This window comes from Sphaerisporangium sp. NPDC049003, from assembly GCF_043197795.1.
Lineage (GTDB): Bacteria > Actinomycetota > Actinomycetes > Streptosporangiales > Streptosporangiaceae > Sphaerisporangium.
This window is the reverse complement of the sequence record NZ_JBICTU010000014.1, coordinates 136,198-153,608: the sequence shown is the minus strand read 5'-3', so window position 1 is coordinate 153,608 and position 17,411 is coordinate 136,198. Positions and strand designations below refer to the sequence as shown.

General features: G+C 69.6%; 15 protein-coding genes. 2 read left to right on the top strand and 13 right to left on the bottom strand.

The features are described from left to right. Window positions 1–2 precede the first annotated feature (2 nt). The 8 genes from ACGFIV_RS17555 to ACGFIV_RS17520 form a co-directional block, all read right to left on the bottom strand. Window positions 3–422: a cytidine deaminase gene (locus ACGFIV_RS17555; RefSeq protein ID WP_358549174.1), complete on the bottom strand. Its 420-nt coding sequence runs from the start codon at window positions 420–422 to the stop codon at window positions 3–5. Then, entirely contained in the window at window positions 419–1,687 is a 1,269-nt protein-coding gene (locus ACGFIV_RS17550; RefSeq protein ID WP_358549171.1) for an ABC transporter permease, read from the bottom strand. Before ACGFIV_RS17550 ends, ACGFIV_RS17555 begins: the two co-directional genes overlap by 4 nt. Next, window positions 1,684–2,826, bottom strand: a complete 1,143-nt coding sequence (locus tag ACGFIV_RS17545) for an ABC transporter permease (RefSeq protein WP_358549168.1) — start codon at window positions 2,824–2,826, stop codon at window positions 1,684–1,686. Before ACGFIV_RS17545 ends, ACGFIV_RS17550 begins: the two co-directional genes overlap by 4 nt. Then, window positions 2,823–4,430 (bottom strand): ABC transporter ATP-binding protein, encoded by a 1,608-nt coding sequence (locus ACGFIV_RS17540; protein WP_358549166.1) that lies wholly within the window; start codon window positions 4,428–4,430, stop codon window positions 2,823–2,825. The genes ACGFIV_RS17545 and ACGFIV_RS17540 overlap by 4 nt, the downstream gene beginning before the upstream one ends. 284 nt (window positions 4,431–4,714) lie before the next feature. Next, the gene (locus tag ACGFIV_RS17535) at window positions 4,715–5,788 is read right to left on the bottom strand and encodes a BMP family ABC transporter substrate-binding protein (RefSeq protein ID WP_358549163.1); all 1,074 of its coding nucleotides are present in this window, start codon (window positions 5,786–5,788) and stop codon (window positions 4,715–4,717) included. A gap of 225 nt (window positions 5,789–6,013) precedes the next feature. Beyond that, entirely contained in the window at window positions 6,014–7,255 is a 1,242-nt protein-coding gene (locus ACGFIV_RS17530; RefSeq protein ID WP_358549161.1) for an amidohydrolase, read from the bottom strand. Then, window positions 7,242–8,423, bottom strand: coding sequence for a glutamate--cysteine ligase (locus ACGFIV_RS17525; RefSeq protein WP_392835901.1), 1,182 nt, complete (start codon window positions 8,421–8,423; stop codon window positions 7,242–7,244). Before ACGFIV_RS17525 ends, ACGFIV_RS17530 begins: the two co-directional genes overlap by 14 nt. Window positions 8,424–8,614: 191 nt before the next feature. Then, the gene (locus ACGFIV_RS17520) at window positions 8,615–8,815 is read right to left on the bottom strand and encodes an SCO4848 family membrane protein (protein ID WP_358549155.1); all 201 of its coding nucleotides are present in this window, start codon (window positions 8,813–8,815) and stop codon (window positions 8,615–8,617) included. A 111-nt stretch (window positions 8,816–8,926) separates the two neighbouring features. Here ACGFIV_RS17520 and ACGFIV_RS17515 point away from each other — a divergent pair, with 111 nt between their 5' ends. Next, window positions 8,927–10,054 carry a D-alanyl-D-alanine carboxypeptidase gene (locus ACGFIV_RS17515; protein WP_358549153.1) on the top strand — a complete coding sequence of 376 codons (1,128 nt, stop codon included), beginning with the start codon at window positions 8,927–8,929 and terminating at the stop codon, window positions 10,052–10,054. An 11-nt stretch (window positions 10,055–10,065) separates the two neighbouring features. On the opposite strand, the gene ACGFIV_RS17510 is transcribed toward ACGFIV_RS17515, so the two are convergent. The 3 genes from ACGFIV_RS17510 to ACGFIV_RS17500 form a co-directional block, all read right to left on the bottom strand. Further along, window positions 10,066–11,007: a YhjD/YihY/BrkB family envelope integrity protein gene (locus tag ACGFIV_RS17510; protein WP_358549150.1), complete on the bottom strand. Its 942-nt coding sequence runs from the start codon at window positions 11,005–11,007 to the stop codon at window positions 10,066–10,068. 98 nt (window positions 11,008–11,105) lie between these two features. Continuing rightward, the gene (gene trpS, locus ACGFIV_RS17505; protein ID WP_358549147.1) at window positions 11,106–12,110 is read right to left on the bottom strand and encodes a tryptophan--tRNA ligase; all 1,005 of its coding nucleotides are present in this window, start codon (window positions 12,108–12,110) and stop codon (window positions 11,106–11,108) included. A gap of 46 nt (window positions 12,111–12,156) precedes the next feature. Further along, the gene (locus ACGFIV_RS17500; protein WP_358549145.1) at window positions 12,157–13,470 is read right to left on the bottom strand and encodes a hemolysin family protein; all 1,314 of its coding nucleotides are present in this window, start codon (window positions 13,468–13,470) and stop codon (window positions 12,157–12,159) included. Window positions 13,471–13,626: 156 nt separating this feature from the next. On the opposite strand from ACGFIV_RS17500, the gene galE reads away from it, so the two are divergent. Then, complete coding sequence (gene galE / locus ACGFIV_RS17495) at window positions 13,627–14,589, top strand: UDP-glucose 4-epimerase GalE (RefSeq protein WP_392835893.1); 963 nt, start codon at window positions 13,627–13,629, stop codon at window positions 14,587–14,589. A gap of 286 nt (window positions 14,590–14,875) precedes the next feature. Here the strand turns inward: galE and ACGFIV_RS17490 are convergent, their stop codons facing one another. Together ACGFIV_RS17490 and ACGFIV_RS17485 are read right to left on the bottom strand one after the other, a co-directional pair. Next, the gene (locus ACGFIV_RS17490) at window positions 14,876–15,730 is read right to left on the bottom strand and encodes a hypothetical protein (RefSeq protein ID WP_358549139.1); all 855 of its coding nucleotides are present in this window, start codon (window positions 15,728–15,730) and stop codon (window positions 14,876–14,878) included. A gap of 129 nt (window positions 15,731–15,859) precedes the next feature. After that, window positions 15,860–17,323 carry an MDR family MFS transporter gene (locus ACGFIV_RS17485; RefSeq protein WP_358549136.1) on the bottom strand — a complete coding sequence of 488 codons (1,464 nt, stop codon included), beginning with the start codon at window positions 17,321–17,323 and terminating at the stop codon, window positions 15,860–15,862. Window positions 17,324–17,411 lie beyond the last annotated feature (88 nt).

Genomic DNA, 17,411 nt, shown 5'->3' with positions numbered 1-17,411 from the left:
GGTCAGGCGCCGCGGGACAGGTCGTCCGGGCCGAAGGCGAACGGCAGGATATCGGCCATCCGCCAGGGTCCCTCGGGGGTCTCCACCAGCAGCTCGGGCCCGCCGTGCTCGAAGAGCAACTGCCGGCACCGCCCGCAGGGCATGAGCAGCTCGCCGCGCCCGTCGACGCAGGTGAAGGCCATGAGCCTGCCGCCGCCGGACGCGTGGAGCGCGGACACCAGGCCGCACTCCGCGCACAGCCCGAGGCCGTAGGAGGCGTTCTCCACGTTGCACCCGGTGACCACCCGGCCGTCGTCCACCAGGGCGGCGGCGCCGACCGGGAACTCGGAGTACGGCGCGTACGCGTGCGCCATCGCCTCGACGGCCCGCTCGCGCAGCGCCTCCCAGTCGACGGGACCGGCGTCCCGGTCGAGGTCGCTCATTTCGCCTGGCCCTTGCGGTACGGAGCACCGTCGGCCGCCGGCATGCGCAGCCGCTGTGAGGCCAGCGACAGCACCAGCAGCGTGGTGAGGTGCGGAGTGAACGAGGTGAACTGCTCGGCCACGGTGTCGGTCAACGCGAAGACCGCGAACACCAGGACCGCGAAGACGCCACTGATCAGCGCCGCGCGGTTCCTGCGCTGCTGTACGAGCTGGTAGACCGCGAACGCGGCGAGCAGCATCGCGACCACCAGCAGCAACGCGTGCACGGACGTACCGCCCTGGCGGAGCTGGAGCGCGTCGGTGTACCCGAACAGCAGCGCGCCGCCCGCGAGGCCGCCCGGCCGCCAGTTGCCGAAGATCATGGCGGCGAGGCCGATGAAACCGCGACCGCCCGTCTGGCCCTCGCGGTAGATGCCGGCGGCCACGATCGCCAGGAAGGCGCCGCCGATCCCGGCCAGCCCTCCGGAGATCACGACCGCGAGATACTTGTAGTAGTACACGTTGACACCGAGCGACTCCGCCGCCACGGGACGCTCGCCGCACGAGCGCAGCCGCAGCCCGAAGGCCGTACGCCAGAGCACGTAGAAGCTCAGCGGCACCAGCAGGATCGCCACGATCGTGAACAGCGAGACGTTCTGCGTCACGCCCCGCAGCACGCCCGCGACGTCCGACAGCAAGAACAGGTGGGTGTTCTCCAGGTCCCGAAGCGGCACGCCGATGCCGGGGACGCTGACGTCCGTGACGGGCGGGATGCGCGGCGACTGGGTCTCGCCGCCGCCCTTCATACCGGTGAAGACCAGCTTGGCGAGGTACTGGGTGACGCCCAGGCCGAGGATGTTGATGGCGACGCCGGAGATGATGTGGTCGACGCCGAACGTGACCGTGACCAGGGCGTGCAGCAGCCCGCCGAGCGCTCCGCCGATCGTTCCGGCGATCACGCCGGCCCAGGGGGTGCCGAAGGTGAGGGCGCCCCAGGCTCCGCACCAGGTGCCGATGATCATCATGCCTTCGAGGCCGATGTTGACCACGCCGGCGCGCTCGGACCACAGGCCGCCGAGGGCGGCGAGGCCGATGGGCACCGCGAGGCCAACGGCCGCGCCGATGGTGCCGCCCGAGGTGATGTCGTTCGCCCCGGTCACGACCCGGGCGATGGACATCATGACGAACAGCGCGAGCAGGCCGAGCAGGAGCACCTGCCAGCTCAGGCGGAAGCGGCGCACCCGTGGGGGCGCGGGAGGCGCCGCGGAGATCTCGGAGACGGTCACGCCACCGCTCCTTCCACCGGCGCGGAGGCGTCCGCGGAGAGTTGCCTGCTCACCCGTCGCTGCTCGGCGGCGAGACGGTACCGGTGGACCAGCTCGTAGGCGACGATGACCGAGAGCACGATGGTGCCCTGCATGATGATCACGATCTCCTTGGGGATGCCTTCGAGGTCCAGGATGTCCGAGGAGTTGTCGAGGAAACTCCAGAGCAGCGCGCCGATCGCGATGCCGGCCGGGTTGTTGCGGCCGAGGAGGGCGATGGCGATGCCGGTGAAGCCGAGGCCGGTCGGGAAGTCGAGGCTGTAGGAGTACGACGCGCCGAGAAGCTGCGGCATGCCGACCAGCCCGGCCACCGCACCTGAGATGATCATCGTCAGGAGGACCATCTTCTTGACGTTGACGCCGCTCGCGACCGCGGCCGACTCCGAACGGCCGGTCGCCCGCAGGTCGAAGCCGAAGCGCGTCCGGTTGAAGAGCACGTGGTAGCCGATGCCCAGCACCACCGCGACCAGGACGAACCCGAAGACCTGGGTCTTCGTGCCGGGGATGAGGTCGAACCCGGGGAACTGGCCGGACGGGGGGATCGGCTTGGTGCCGATGTTGTTGCTGCCCGACACCGCGACGGCGAGGCGGTCGGTGGTGAGCAGCCAGGCGCCGACCCCGGTCGCGATCGCGTTCAGCATGATCGTGGAGATGACCTCGCTGACGCCCCGGGTGACCTTGAGCAGTCCGGCGATGGACGCCCAGACGCCGCCCACGGCCACCGCGACCAGGATCGTGACGCCGACGTGCAGCGGGGCCGGGAGCACCAGCGCGCCGCCGACCGCTGCCGCGATCAGGGCGGCGAGCCGGTACTGGCCGTCGACGCCGATGTTGAACAGGTTCATCCGGAACCCGATCGCGACGGCCAGCGCGGAGATGTAGTACGTCGTCGCGAGGTTGATGATCATCACGATCGTACGCGGCTGCGTGCCGTAGTCGGCCAGCAGCTCCATCGTCTCAAGCGGCGGGTTGCCGGTCAGCTCAAGGATGACCGAGGTCACGAGGCCGGCGAAGACGATGGCCAGCAGCGGGGCGGCGAGCCCCAGCAGTCCTCCGAGCCTCACCCTGCCGAGCAACCGGTCGGTGAAAGACGAACTCATGCTTCCTCCCCGGCGTCGGTCGCTGCCGAGCCGAGTTGCTCAGTGGGCGTATGGTCCCGGGCGCCGGTCATGGCGGAGCCGAGCCGCTCGGGGGTCACGTCTCCGGGGTCGACGTCGGCGACCATGCGACCGCGCAGGATCACCTTCAGGGAGTCCGAGAGGCCGATCAGCTCGTCCAGGTCCGCCGAGATCAGCAGGACGGCGAGGCCGGCCGCGCGTGCCGTGCGCAGGTGGTCCCAGATGGCGGCCTGGGCGCCCACGTCCACGCCGCGCGTCGGATGGGAGGCGATGAGCACGACCGGGTCGCCGCTCATCTCCCGGCCGACGATCAGCTTCTGCTGGTTTCCGCCGGACAGCGCGGCGGCGTCCACGTCGATGCCGGGGGTGCGCACGTCGTACTCGTCGACGATCCGCTGGGTGTCGGCGCGGGCGCCTGCCCGGTCGATCCACGGTCCTTTGACGTTGGGCTTGCGCGTCTGGTGGCCGAGGATGCGGTTCTCCCAGAGGGGGGCCTCCAGCAGCAGGCCATGCCGATGGCGGTCCTCGGGGATGTACCCGATGCCGCCCTCGCGCCTGCGCAGGGTCGGCCAGGCGGACACGTCGGCGCCGCCGAGCGTGATCACGCCCTCCGCCGGGCGCATGCCCATGATGGCCTCGACCAGTTCGGCCTGCCCGTTGCCCTCGACACCGGCGATGCCGAGCACCTCGCCCTTGTGGATGTCGAACGAGACGTCCTCAACGGCCGCCCGTCCGTCCGGATGGCGCACGGTCAGATTCCGCACGGCGAGCGCGACGTCGGCGGTGACCGTCGACTCGCGCGTCTCGGGGCTCGGCAGTTCGCTGCCCACCATCAGCTCGGCGAGCTGCCGGGCCGTGACGTCCTTCGGGGCGACGCTGGCCACGGTGGTGCCGCGCCGGATCACCGTGATGGCGTCGGCGACCGACAGCACCTCGTCGAGCTTGTGGGAGATGAAGATGATGGTCAGGCCCTCGCGGACCAGGCCACGGAGGTTGTCGAAAAGCTCGTCGACCTCCTGCGGCACCAGCACGGCGGTCGGCTCGTCCAGGATGAGGATGCGCGCGCCCCGGTAGAGGACCTTGAGGATCTCCACGCGCTGCCGCGCCCCGACGCCGAGGTCCTCGACCAGGGTGTCCGGGGTGACCCCGAGCCCGTAGGCGTCGGAGATCTCCTTGATCCTGCGGCGCGCCTTGGCGAAGTCGATGCCGACCCCGCGCCTGCGCGGCTCGCTGCCGAGGATGATGTTCTCAAGGACGGTCAGGTTGTCCGCGAGCATGAAGTGCTGGTGGACCATCCCGATGCCGGCGGCGATGGCGTCGCCCGGTGTACGGAAGCCGACCGGCGACCCGTTGACGCGGATCTCACCCTCGTCCGGCCGCTGCATGCCGTAGAGGATCTTCATGAGCGTGGACTTGCCCGCGCCGTTCTCGCCGACGATGGCATGCACGTGCCCGCGTCGCACGCTGAGACGGATATCGCGGTTCGCGACGACGCCCGGGAATCTCTTGGTGATCCCCTCTAGCTCGACGGCGGGCTCGGTGGCGGTAGCCGAAGAAGTCGAAGTGCTGATGGCGGCCTCCTCCATGCGGATGGCCTCGAAGGCGGGGACTGACGAGCCTCGTGGGCGTGGCGGCCAGTCTTGTCCATACGGGTGGCCTGGTGGCGGGACTGATGGGTGACAGTCGGCCGTGTCGGCGATCCGGTGAGCCCTACGGGCACTGCGGCCGGCTTCGTGGGCGGTCAGAGTGCCTGGAGGCGCGCACCGGCCGTCCTCGTGGGCGGAACGACGGCCTCGTAGGCGAGCGGGTGAACCGACAGTAGCCGAGGGGGCCCGGTGAAACGGCCGCCGGGCCCCCCTGAAGACGCGGACTACTCGGCGGGAACCGTGATCTCGCCGTCGATGATCTTCGTCTTGTACTCGTCGATCTTGATCTTGATGTCGTCGACCTGGCCACCGGTGGTGGAGAAGTCGACGCCGCCCGCCTTGAGGTCGTAGGTCGTCGGACCCGCCTTGACCGTGCCGTCGGCGAAGCTCTTCAGGAAGTCGAACACCGCGACGTCGACCTTCTTGAGCATCGAGGTGAGGATGACGCTCCGCACGCCCTCGTCGGCCGTGAGCGCCTGGTCGGAGTCGACGCCGATGGCGAAGCCCTTCGCCGCCTTGGCCGCCTCGAAGACGCCGCCGCCCGAGCCGCCCGCCGCCTGGTAGACGATGTCGGCGCCCGCGTCGTACATGCCCTGGGCCGCGGTCTTGCCCTTGGCCGGGTCGTTGAAGCCACCGAAGTCCGGCGGCTGGGTGAGGTACTTGACGTCGATCTTGATGTCCGGCTTGACCGCCTGGGCGCCCTTGGTGAAGCCCACCTCGAACTTCTTGATCAGCGGCACCTGCACGCCGCCGACGAAGCCGATGTGCTCCTTCTTCGTCTTCAGTGCGGCCGCGACGCCCACCAGGAACGAGCCCTCGTTCTCGGCGAACACCAGGTTGGAGATGTTCGGGCCCTCGGCCCCGTCGTCGACGATCGCGAACTTGGTGTCGGGGAACTCGGCCGCGACCTTCTTGGTCGCCTCGGAGTAGGCGAAGCCGACCGCGATGACCGGGTTGTAGCCGCTCTGGGCGAGCAGGCGGAGCCGCTGCTCCTTCTGGGCGCCGGTCTCGCCCGGGTTGGCCGAAAGCTCCTTGGTGTCGGCCAGCTTGAGCTCGGTCTTCGCCTTGTCCAGGCCCACCGCGGCGGCGTCGTTGAACGACTGGTCACCACGGCCGCCGATGTCGTACGCGAGACCGACCTTGGCGCCGGTCGGCGCCGCCGCCGAGGAGGCGGTCGACGCGCCGGGCGCCGGCGTCTCGGTGTCCGAAGTGCTACTGCCTCCACATGCCGCGACGGCCATGAGCATGGCACCCATCGCGGTCGTGGCTGCCAGCTTGCTTGCGTGAATGCGGAGCAAGGTGACTCCTCCCGTGTATCTTCGGCGTCCAACTTGTGTGCACGCGCGAAGAAACGCACGGCAACCCTGCACGGAAGATAGTTGTTTGACCGGTGTTGGCCAAACCGACGCCCGGCTCCGAAACAGGTCCGTTATGCAGCTCACGCCGCCCTGTGACCTGCGAAACCGTGAGATGGGACGGCGGGGACGCCATTTCGGGGCCCCCGCCGTACGGGCGGAGCTCTGTCAGGCAGTGACCGGCTGGATGGCGTCCTGGTCGGCGGAGGCGCGGTGCCCCTCCCACAGCGCGGTGAGCGCGGTGGCGGCCATGACGCTCACGCCGACACCGACGCAGCTCTCGTCGACGTCGAATGTGCCCTGGTGGATGTCGATCTGGCGGGTCTCCCCCGGCGCGCGCACGCCGAGCCTGGCGTACGCCCCGGGCACCGACTCCAGGTACCACCCGAAGTCCTCGCCGCCCAGGGACTGCGGGGTCGGGACCGTGGCGCCGGGGCCGAGCACCTGGCCGGCCGCGTCGCGCAGCATCTGGACGCTGGTCACCTCGTTGATGGTCGGCGGGACGCCCCGGATGTAGTTCATCTCGGCCTCCACGCCGTACGCGATCGCGACCGAGTCGAGCAGCGACTTGAACAGATCGGGCGCCTCGTGCCAGGCCTGCTCGTCGAGGCAGCGGATCGTGCCCTCGGCCAGGCCGTCGTCGGGGATGGCGTTGGCGACCGAGCCCGCCTGGACGCGGCCCCACACCAGCGACAGCGAGGAGCGCGGGTCGACGCGCCTGCTGAGCGCGGCGGGCAGCTCGGTGACGATCTTGGCCAGCGCGAAGACCAGGTCGGCGGTCAGGTGCGGGCGGGCGGTGTGGCCGCCCGGCCCCGCGACTCGGACGCTGACCTTGTCGCAGGCCCCGGTGATGGGGCCGACGCGCACGCCGAGCCGGCCGACGTCCACCCGGGGGTCGCAGTGCAGGCCGAAGATGCGGTCAACGCCGCTGATGCCCCCGGCTTCGAGCACCTTCAGCGCTCCGCCGGGCATGACCTCCTCGGCGGGCTGGAAGATCAGGCGGACCCGTCCGGGAAGCAGCCCGGCCGCCGCCTGCTCGGCCAGGAACAGGCCCGTGCCAAGGACGATCGCCGTGTGTACGTCGTGCCCGCAGGCGTGGCAGACGCCCGGGACGGTCGAACGGTAGGGGACTTCCTTCTCGTCCTGGAGCGGCAACGCGTCGATGTCGGCGCGCAGGGCGACGGTGGGGCCGTCGCCGCTGCCGATGTCGCAGATCAGACCGGTGCCGCGCGGCAGCGGCGTCGGCACGAGCCCGGCCTGTGCGAGCCGGGCGGCGATGCGCTCGGTGGTGCGGTGCTCCACGAACCCGAGCTCGGGGTGGGCGTGCAGGTCGCGCCGGAAGTCGATGAGGGACTCGTTGTTCACGTTCAGGAACGCGTCGAGTTCCCCCCGTAGATCACGTGCCGGCATGACCGATCGCCCCGTTCGACGTCCTCGAATTGGTGGTGACGAAGCGGTCTTCCGCGAGCTCGACGATCGTCGCGTCCACGATGTCGTCGAGGGTGCCGCCTCCGGACAGAATCGCGCGCTGGCGCTCACAGGAGTTGCCCTGCTCCACCACGTCGGCGATGGTCGCGAGCTCGTCGGGACAGCCGAGTCGCTCGGCCACCGGCGCCAGGTCGCGCGTCAGCTCGTACAGCATGTCTCTCATGGGCGCGGTCGAGCCGTGGTCGTCGGTGATGACGTCCGCGTCCAGCCCGTAACGGGTGGCGCGCCACTTGTTGTCGCGAACGACCCAGGGCGCGGGATGCGGCAGCCGGTACCCGCGGTCGAGCTGCTGATCGAACTGCTGCACCAGACACTGCGACAAGGCCGTCACCATCCCGACCTCTCTCAGGGTCGGTATACCGTCGAACATTCGAATCTCAATCGTGCCGAAGTCAGGATGCGGCCGGATATCCCACCACACCTCTTTGATGCTTTTGATGGTCCCCGCCCGCTTCAGGGTGTCCATGTACTCCTCGAACTCGGCCCAGTCCGCCAGCATGTGCGGCGGTCCGGCCGTAGGCAGCGCGCCAAAAACGATGGCCCGACTGGAGGCGAGTCCGGTGTCTTGCCCGCCCCAGTACGGGCTGGAGGCCGTCAGCGCGAGGAAATGAGGCAGGTAGGCCGCAAGTGCGTTGACGATGGGGATGACTTTATCCCTTTCCCGCACCCCCACGTGGACATGTACGCCAAATGTTTGGATCCGCCATGCCAGCCACTGCATCTCCTCGACCAGCTCGGTGTACCGCTGGACGGGTGCGTAGACCGCCTCGCGCCAGTCGCTGATGGCGTGCGTCCCCGTGCAGGCAAGGGACATACCGCGCGTCTCGACCACCGGGCGGATCTGGTCGATGGTCGACTTGAGGTCCTTCACGGCTTCCGACGCCGTGTGACACACATCCGTGATCACTTCGAGCTGGGACTGCATCAGCTCGTGCATGACCTTCGGGCGGGGGCTCTCGCTCAGCTCGGGGATGGCCTCCAGGACCTGGCGCGCGTCCTGGCGGAGCCGGCGGGTGTGCGAGTCGACAAGCTGGAGTTCCCATTCGACGCCCAGCGTCGGGCCGCGCGAAGGATTGAACTCAATTGTCACAGCACGCCTCCATGGGCATTGGTCTCAGGCCGAGTTTCCGCCGCCTAGCGAAATCGGCCAACCCTGCGGTCACCCCAGTTCGCGCCGAGTCACAGGTTTCCCGGCATCGGCCATCAAAGCGGAGATGGCACTCACGGATGCATGGTCAACCGCAAAACGGTCGTTTACCATCTCTGCCCGCGAAGGGGGGCTTATATGCGGGCGGCGCGCCACGCGCGCCAGCCGATGGCCCCGAGCACCAGGGCGAGGACCAGATTGACCGCGATCAGGATGCCGTGCACCACATAGAAGGCCGTGGGGTGGCCGTCGGCGAGGTTGAACCCGAGGTTGATCCACTCGAAGATCATGAAGGCGGCCAGGGCCAGGAGGAACCCGGCGACGCGTCGTGTCATCGTCACCTCCTCCATCTTACCGCTAAGGCTTTATGACCAGCACCTTCAGGATCTTTGTCGTGTCTTGTCCCACTTGAAAAGCGACAAAGCTACGCTGACTTCTCTATGGGGATGAAGCATGTAACAGCAGTCAGCGCGCTCGCGCTCGCCGGGGGACTCACGTTGGTCACCCCCGCTCACGCGCGCGCCGCGTCCGACGACACCGCGCCCATCGGCGGAATGCTGCTGGGCCAACGCGGCGTCGTGGTCGACCCAGGGGCCAAGGCGCCACCCAAGACAGAGGCCAAGGCCTTCGTGGTCGCCGACGGGGACACCGGCGAGGTACTGGCCGCCAAGGACCCGCACGGCCGCTACCTGCCCGCCAGCACGCTCAAGATCCTCACGGCCGTCACCCTCATCCCCCGCCTGAACAAGAACAAGACGATCTTGCCAAGCGCCGAGGCGTGCAACGTCGAGGGAAGCGCCGTGGGCCTGACCCAGCACAAGATCTACAAGGTCGACGACCTGTTCCGCGCGCTGATGATGGTCTCGGGCAACGACGCCGCCGTGGCGCTCGCCGAGACCAACGGCGGGGTCAAGCGGACCCTCGCCGACATGAACGCCGAGGCCAAACGGCTCCAGGCGCTCGACACCGTGGCCAAGACGCCGAACGGCCTGGACGAGCCTGGCCAGAGCAGCTCGGCGTACGACCTCGCGCTCATCGCGCGGGCCGGGCTGGCGAACCGGGACTTCCGCGAGTACGTCAGCACCAAGCTCGCCGACTTCCCCGCGCCTGGGGGCAAGCACTACCAGATGGCCAACCACAACAGGCTCCTCGGCAAGTACCCCGGCATGCTGGGCGTGAAGAACGGCTGGACCACCAAAGCCCTGGGCAGCTTCGTCGGCGCCGCCAAGCGGGACGGGCACACGATCATCGTCTCGGTGATGCGCCACGAGGGCTCGTTCTGGGAGGACGTCAAGGAGCTGCTCGACTGGGGCTTCGCGGCCAGGGGGCACGTGACGCCGGTCGGAGCGCTGGTCGGCCCGGTCGTGCCCAAGGCGAAGCCGACCAGGCCCGTCGGCGGCCCCGCGGCGGCCCCCGCCCCTGCCAAGCCCGTCGTCGCGGCACAGGACTCGGCGATGGTCGGCGTCGGCGCCCTGGTGGTCGCCGTGGGCCTTCTGGGCGGCGCGGCGTGGGTCGTGTACGGCGTGCGGCGCCGCTCGCGCGTCGAGCGGCCGAGCGAGCCGACCGAGGTGTGAGCCCGGCGAGGCTAGTCGTACTCGCTGGTGGGCATCGGAGTGGGCTCCGGTGGCGGCGTGCCGTCGGCGGTGGCCGTCCACGCCGCCACGTACAGCGCCCAGCGCGCCGCGAGGTTGATCCAGACGAGCAGGCCCACGATCACGGCGAACGCGCCGTAGATCGGGTTGCCCAGCGTGTGGGAGAGCAGCAGGGTGGCGATCTGCTTGAGCACGCCGAACCCGATGGCGCCGAGCAGCGCGCCCTTGAGGAGGGTCGTGAGGGGCTTGCCCATCTTGGCCAGCCAGCCGAGGATGATCCAGAACACCAGCATGTCGGCCGCGACGCCGATCAGCACCCCGGCCAGGGGCAGCAGGGTCGCGGCGACGACCGAGCCGTCCAGCCTGAGCCAGCCCATTATCGTGCCGGTGGCCTGGACGGCGACGCTTCCCACCACCACCGAGACCACCATCGTGAGCCCGATCAGCACGAGCGCCACCAGGTCGCGCAGCTTCCCGACGAACCAGTTCAACGGGGGCTCACAGCTCACGCAGATGTCGTGGAGCGCGTCCCGCAGCGCGTCCACGGCGCCGATGCCGGCGTAGACCAGGCCCAGCAGGCCGATGACCCCGGCGCTCGTACGGGCCTGGGAGAGCTGGTCGATGCGCAACTGGCCGGCCAGCCCGGGAAGCTGCCCGTTGATGGCGGCCTCCAGCGTCTCCAGCGCATGCGGATTGATCGTCACGATGTAGCCGAACAGCGCGAACGCCAGCGCTATCAGCGGGAAGAACGACAGGAACGCGAAGTACGTCAGCGCGCCCGCCAGCCGGTCGCCCCGCTGGCTCTGGTAGCGGTGGACGGTGCGGATCAGATGGTCGGCCCAGGGCCACCGGACGCGGTAGTACTCGGTCCTGGCCCTGCCCCACGCCTTGATCGCCTCGACCCGCTGGAGGATCGAGGCCCACGCACTTCCCATCCTGCCCACCTACCCAGCAGACGTACGTTATGCGGACAGGGACGGGTCACCGGGGAGACATCTCGCGAGCATGGCCGCGCACCGCCGACCGGCGGTGATCAGACCCTCGGGACGAACCCCACGCGGTCGCGGACGACCTCCATGGTCTCGCGGGCGATCTCCCCCGCGCGCCGCGCGCCAACGGCGAGCAGCCGGTCGAGCTCGGCCTCGTCGGACAGGAGCTTCTCGGTGCGCTCGCGGATCGGCGCGAAGGCGTCGACGATCACCTCGGCGACGTCCTTCTTGAACGCGCCGTAGCCGAGGCCCGCGTAGCGCGCCTCCAGGTCGGGGATCGGCGTGCCGGTGAGGACCGACTGGATACGCAGCAGGTTGGTGACCCCGGGCTTGTTCTCGGGGTCGGCGACGACCTCGGAGCCGGTGTCGGTCACCGCGCGCATGACCTTCTTGCGCAGCGGCCCCGGCTCCTCCAGCACCTCCAGGATGCCCTGGGGGCTGGAGGACGACTTGGACATCTTCGCCAGGGGATCCTGGAGGTCGGCGATCTTCTCGACCTCCTTGGGGATGTGCGGGGCGGGCACCTTGAAGGTCTGGCCGTAGCGGCTGTTGAACCGCTGGGCGAGGTCGCGGGTGAGCTCCAGGTGCTGCTTCTGGTCGGCGCCCACCGGCACCTGGTCGGCCTGGTACATCAGGATGTCGGCCGCCTGGAGGATCGGGTAGGTGAACAGGCCCACGCCGGCCGAGCTCTCGCCGTACCTCGCCGCCTTGTCCTTGAACTGGGTCATGCGGGCGGCCTCGCCCATGCCGGTGTTGCAGATCAGGATCCAGGCCAGCTCGCTGTGCTCGCGGATGTGGCTCTGCACGAACAGCGTGCTGCGCTCGGGGTCGATGCCGGCGCCGAAGAGCTGGGCGGCGGAGACGCGGGTGCGGCGGCGCAGCTCGGACGCCGAGGGGTTCACCGTGATCGCGTGGAGGTCGGCGATGAAGTAGAAGGCGTCGTGCGTCTCCTGCATGCCGATCCACTGGCGGACGGCACCGAGGTAGTTGCCGAGGTGGAACGAGTCAGCGGTGGGCTGGATGCCGGAGAGAACACGAGGTCTGGCCATAGCACACAATTCTGTCAGCACTCCGGGGCGGTCTGCGACCTCTCCCTCAGGACTCGGGAGTGTCCCCGGAATCCGCGGGCACGACTTTCCTGATCACGCGCACCCGGCCCACCCGGCGCCCGTCCATCTCGGTGACGACCAGCGAGCAGGCGGGCCGCTCGACCCTCTCCCCCACCTCGGGAAGGTGGCCGAGCGCGGCCATGACGAAGCCGCCGAGCGTCTCGTACGGGCCCTCCTCAAGCCGGATGCCGGTCTCGCTCTGGAAGTCGTCGAGGTTGATCAGGCCCTCGATCTCGATCTCCCCGGCCACCAGCCGCACCGACTGGCCGTCGGTGTCGTACTCGTCACGGATGTCGCCGGTGAGCTGCTCGACCAGGTCCTCCATGGTCACGATGCCGGCGGTGCCGCCGTACTCGTCGACGACGATGGCGAGGTGCTGGCCGTCGTCGCGCATCTCGGTCAGCGTGGGGAGCACCCGCTTGGTGGCGGGCAGCAGCTTGACCGGCCTGATGGGCACCAGTTCGCTGATCGGCTCGATGCTGCCGGTGAGCACCGGATCGAGGAGATCGCGTACGTGGACGAACCCCACGATGTTGTCGTAGGAGTCCCGGTAGACCGGGAACCGCGAGTGGGGCATCGCCGCGGCCAGGATCGCGGCCTCGGCCAGGGGCGTGTCGGCGGACATGAACTCCACCTCCGTGCGCGGCAGCATCACCTCCCTGAGATGGCGCTTCCCTGCCGTGAACACCTCGTCGATCAGGTCACGCTCGTCCTTGGTCAGCTCCTGGTGGCCGACGACCATGTCCCGGAGCTCCTCGGTGGTCATCGCGGCGCGGTCGGCGTGCGGGTTGCCCCCGAGGAGCCTCACCACGCCGTCGGTCGACTTCGACAGCACCCAGATCACCGGCCGCGAGAGCGAGGCCAGCCGGTCGAGGAAGGGCGCGACCAGCATCGAGAGCCCCTCGGCCCGCTGCCGGGCGAGGCGCTTGGGCGCCAGCTCGCCGAGCACCAGGGTGACGTAGGAGATGGCGAGCGTGACCACCACGAGCGACAGCGGCCGTACGGCTCCGGCGGGCACCCAGGACTTGGCGATGAGCGGCTCCAGCTGGCCCGCCAGGGTGTCGGCCCCGACGGCGGCCGACAGCACGGTGGCCACGGTCATGCCGATCTGGACCGACGAGAGGAAGCGGTTGGGGTCGCGGGCCAGCTTGGCCACGCGTGAACCGCGCCTGCCCCCCTCCGCCAGCTTGCGGACCTGGCTCTCGCGCAGGGAGACCATGGCCATCTCGGCGGCCGCGAAGAATCCGCCGATCAGGACGAAGACGAGGACGAGGACGATGTTCGCCGCGACGTTGTGCACGTCGATCGATGTCCGTTCGAATGAGGCTCACATGATGATCTGGTCAGCGTACCGGCTGCGCTTTATCTCACCATCGTCCAGCGGCGCGTAAGCTGGGCTTGGGCGTACAAAATCACACACGATCAAACACGATCGCACGAATGGGTGGGTAGAACTGTGAAGCTGCTGGTAACCGGGGGCGCGGGTTACATCGGAAGCGCCGTGGCCGCACAGCTCGTCGAGACAGGTCACGAGGTTACCGTCCTCGACGACCTGTCCACAGGTCACGCGGACGCGGTCCCGGCGGGCGCTTCGTTCGTCGAGGGCTCGGTCACCGAGGCGGCGGGCGTCCTCGCGCGGGGGTTCGACGGAGTGCTGCACTTCGCCGCGCGGTCGCTCGTCGGCGAGTCGGTGGAGAAGCCCGCGCTCTACTGGTCCAGCAACCTCGGCGGCACGCTCGCGCTGCTAGACGCGATGCGGGTGCACGGCGTGCGGCGCATCGTCTTCTCCTCGACCGCGGCGACCTACGGCGAGCCCGAGGGCACCCCGATCGTCGAGACCGACCCCACCCGGCCCACCAACCCGTACGGGGCGTCCAAGCTCGCGGTCGACACCACGCTGACCGCGTTCGCCGGGCTGCACGGCCTCGGAGCGGTCAGCCTGCGCTACTTCAACGTGGCGGGCGCCTTCACCGCCGCCGACGGGCAGGTCTACGGCGAGCGTCACGCCGTGGAGACCCACCTCATCCCCAACGTCCTCGCGGTCACCCTCGGCCGGCGCGAGTCGGTGAACGTCTTCGGCACCGACTACCCAACCCCCGACGGCACCTGTGTCCGCGACTACATCCACGTCACCGATCTCGCGCGGGCCCACCTGCTGGCCCTCGAATCCTGCCGGCCCGGCACCCACAAGATCTACAACCTGGGCAGCGGCACGGGGTTCTCGGTGAAGGAGGTCATCGAGGTCTGCCGGCAGGTCACGGGGCACCCGATCCCCACCGTGGTCGGCGACCGCCGCCCGGGCGACCCCGCGGTGCTGGTGGCGTCCTCGGAGCGGATCCAGCGCGAGCTCGGCTGGAAGGCCGAGCACGCCGACCTGCGCACCATCGTCGCCGACGCCTGGGCCGCCCTCACCCGCTGACCCAAGGGACAGGCGAAATCGAGTCACGTTCTGCGAAAGAGGTATCTCGCTCCGTCATCTGTGGTGAGATCTCATACGTGATGAAAGCTGCAAGCTTTTCACCTTTTGGGTTGAAGGTGGCGCTCGCTGGTCTCATCGTGTTCTGTGCCGTGCTGGCCGCGGCCGGCGCGGTGTTCGCCACCACCGTCCCGGGAGGCGATCCGGGCCACGGCCGGTGCGCCGCACACTCGCGGCAAGCGGGGCCGGCTTAAGCGGGGTCGGCTTAAGCGGGGTCGGCGTAGGCGGGCTAGCCACGCCACGGGGAGACCCGCATGCGGGCCTGGTTGTTGGCGGGGCGGCGGTCGCCGACGCGCGCGGAGTAGATCGTGGCCTCGGTGTCCACCTCACGCGACCCCCGGCGGGGCATGCGGAACACCAGGCGGAGCGTCCCGTGCGCCCCGGACCTTATCGGCCGCAGCGCGCAGCCCACCTGCCCGCGCCGCTTCTCGCACCGGGCGCCACGGGCCGACAGGAACCGCGCGCCGTGCTCGGTGAAGTAGATGTGCGCGTCACGCACGGGCCCCGGCCCGCTGTTGCGCACCGCCGCCCTGACGGTGAAGCGCTCCCCCGGCCTGGCTCGCCGCTTGGCGGGCGAGAGCCGCACGGCGAGGTCGGCCCCCTCGGCCACGCGCGTCACCACCTCGGCGTGGTTGTCGGCCTCGTTCTCGTCGACCACCTCCGACGTCAGGTGGGCGGACGCGCGGAGCGGGCCACGCGCGCCCGTACCGACGACCCCGAGGATGGTCACCGCGCCGGTGTCACCGGCCTGGATGTCCGTCGGCGAGGGGCAGACCACCTCGTGCTCGGACGCCCCCGGGCGGCAGGAGGTGACGTTGACGGCCGTGATCTCCACCTGGTCCGGCACCCGGATCGTGAGCACGGGCAGGACCGCGTCACCCGGACCGGCGTTGCGCACTTTCGCCTGATAGGTGAGCCACTGCCCGGGTTGCGCCACCGGTGGCGAGGCGGAGAGGCGCACCGACAGGTCCGCCCCTCCCCCCAGTCTCGGCGACTGCCCGGACGACGCGTTCGCCACCGCCGGAGCACCCGCGACGACGAGCAGGACGAGACCGGCGGCGATGCCCGCCGAGAACAGACCCATAGATGTGCGACCCCCATACGTTCGAGATCAATTGAACGCCGCGGGGGTCGCACGGTGCCCGCCCGACACGCGTCCCCGATGCAGGCGAATCCCACATGAGGGCAAAGCTTGGTCACCGGTCGGCTCCGGTCACTCCGCTACAGGAGCCGTACGGACCCCGAGCCTGGGTACGGCCTGTCCGGGCAGGAAGACCAGGGCCAGGACGGCGACCACCGCGCCCACCACAGCGAGCCAGGGGATGACCGTGGCCGCCGCCGCGGCGTGCGCCACGGCCGGCTCGGCGTGGCCGGCGGCCTGGTCGCGTACGACCGTGGTGTAGGCCGTGCCGGCGACCGCCAGGGCCACCGAGCCGCCGATCTGGCGGAAGAACGTGAGGTTCGCGCTCGCCGTGCCGATGTAGCTCGGAGGCACGGAGTACTGGATCGCCACCGTCAGCCCCGAGAGCATCGGGCCGATGCCGAGCCCGATCAGCGCCATCCAGGCCACCAGGGACCAGGTCGGGGTGTCCACGGCCAGCCCCGAGCACAGCAGCGCGCCGGCCACGATGAGGAACGGCGCCGCGAGCAGCCACGGCTTGTAGCGGCGCGTCTTGCTGATCAGCGCGCCGGTGAGCACGCTGCCGACCACCATGCCGAACATGAGCGGGTAGATGTGCAGCCCGGACGACATGGCGCTCTGGCCCTGCGCCTGCTGGAAGTAGCGGGGCAGGAAGACGGCCCCGGCGAACAGGCAGGACGCGGTGAAGAAGGAGGTGATGTTGACGATCGTGTACGTGCGGTTGCGGAACAGGTGCAGCGGGATGATCGGCTGCTCGGCGCGCGTCTCCACGAGGACGAACACCGCGAGCAGTACGGCCGCCGCCACCAGCGGGCCGATGACGGGCGCGCTCGTCCAGGTGTGGTCGTCCAGGCCCTTCTCGGTGAGGCCGAGGAGCAGCGAGCTGATCGCCACGGTGAACACCGCGATGCCGAGGTAGTCGGGCCTGGACCCTCCGGTTCCCGGCACGCGGGGCAGGCGCGGCACGATGATCGCCAGCAGCAGCGCGCCGATCGGGACGTTGACGAAGAACGCCCAGCGCCAGCTCGCGTGGTCGGTGAAGAACCCTCCGAGGAACGGCCCGGCGATGTAGCTCGCCGCCATGACGGCGCCGATCGCGCCCTGCACCTTGCCGCTCTTGTCCGGCGGGAACAGGTCGGCGACCAGAGCCAGGGACAGCGGCAGGAGCGCCCCCGCGCCGAGCCCCTGCACGCCGCGGAAGGCGATGAGCTGGCCCATGTTCTGGGCGAGCCCGCACAGCACCGAGCCCACCAGGAAGACCACGATGCCGATGAGCAGCAACGGCTTGCGCCCGTAGGCGTCGGAGAGCCTTCCGTAAAGGGGCACCGTGACCGTCGAGGTCAGCAGATACGCCGTGACGACCCAGGTGTACAGCCCCGCGCCGCCGAAATCGGCGGTGATGCGGGGTAACGCGGTGCCGACGATCGTCTGGTCGAGCATCGCGAGGAACATCCCGCCGAGCACGCCGAACAACAGGAGGCCGTTGCCTCGCGCCTGTCGCCCCGTATCCGTCTGGTCCATGGTCATCGCCGTCATGGCCTGTCCTCTCACTTTAATGTCTAGCTAGACAGGTAAAAGGTGACATGTCTGTACTTACATGTCAATCCTTAGATACGATGACGCC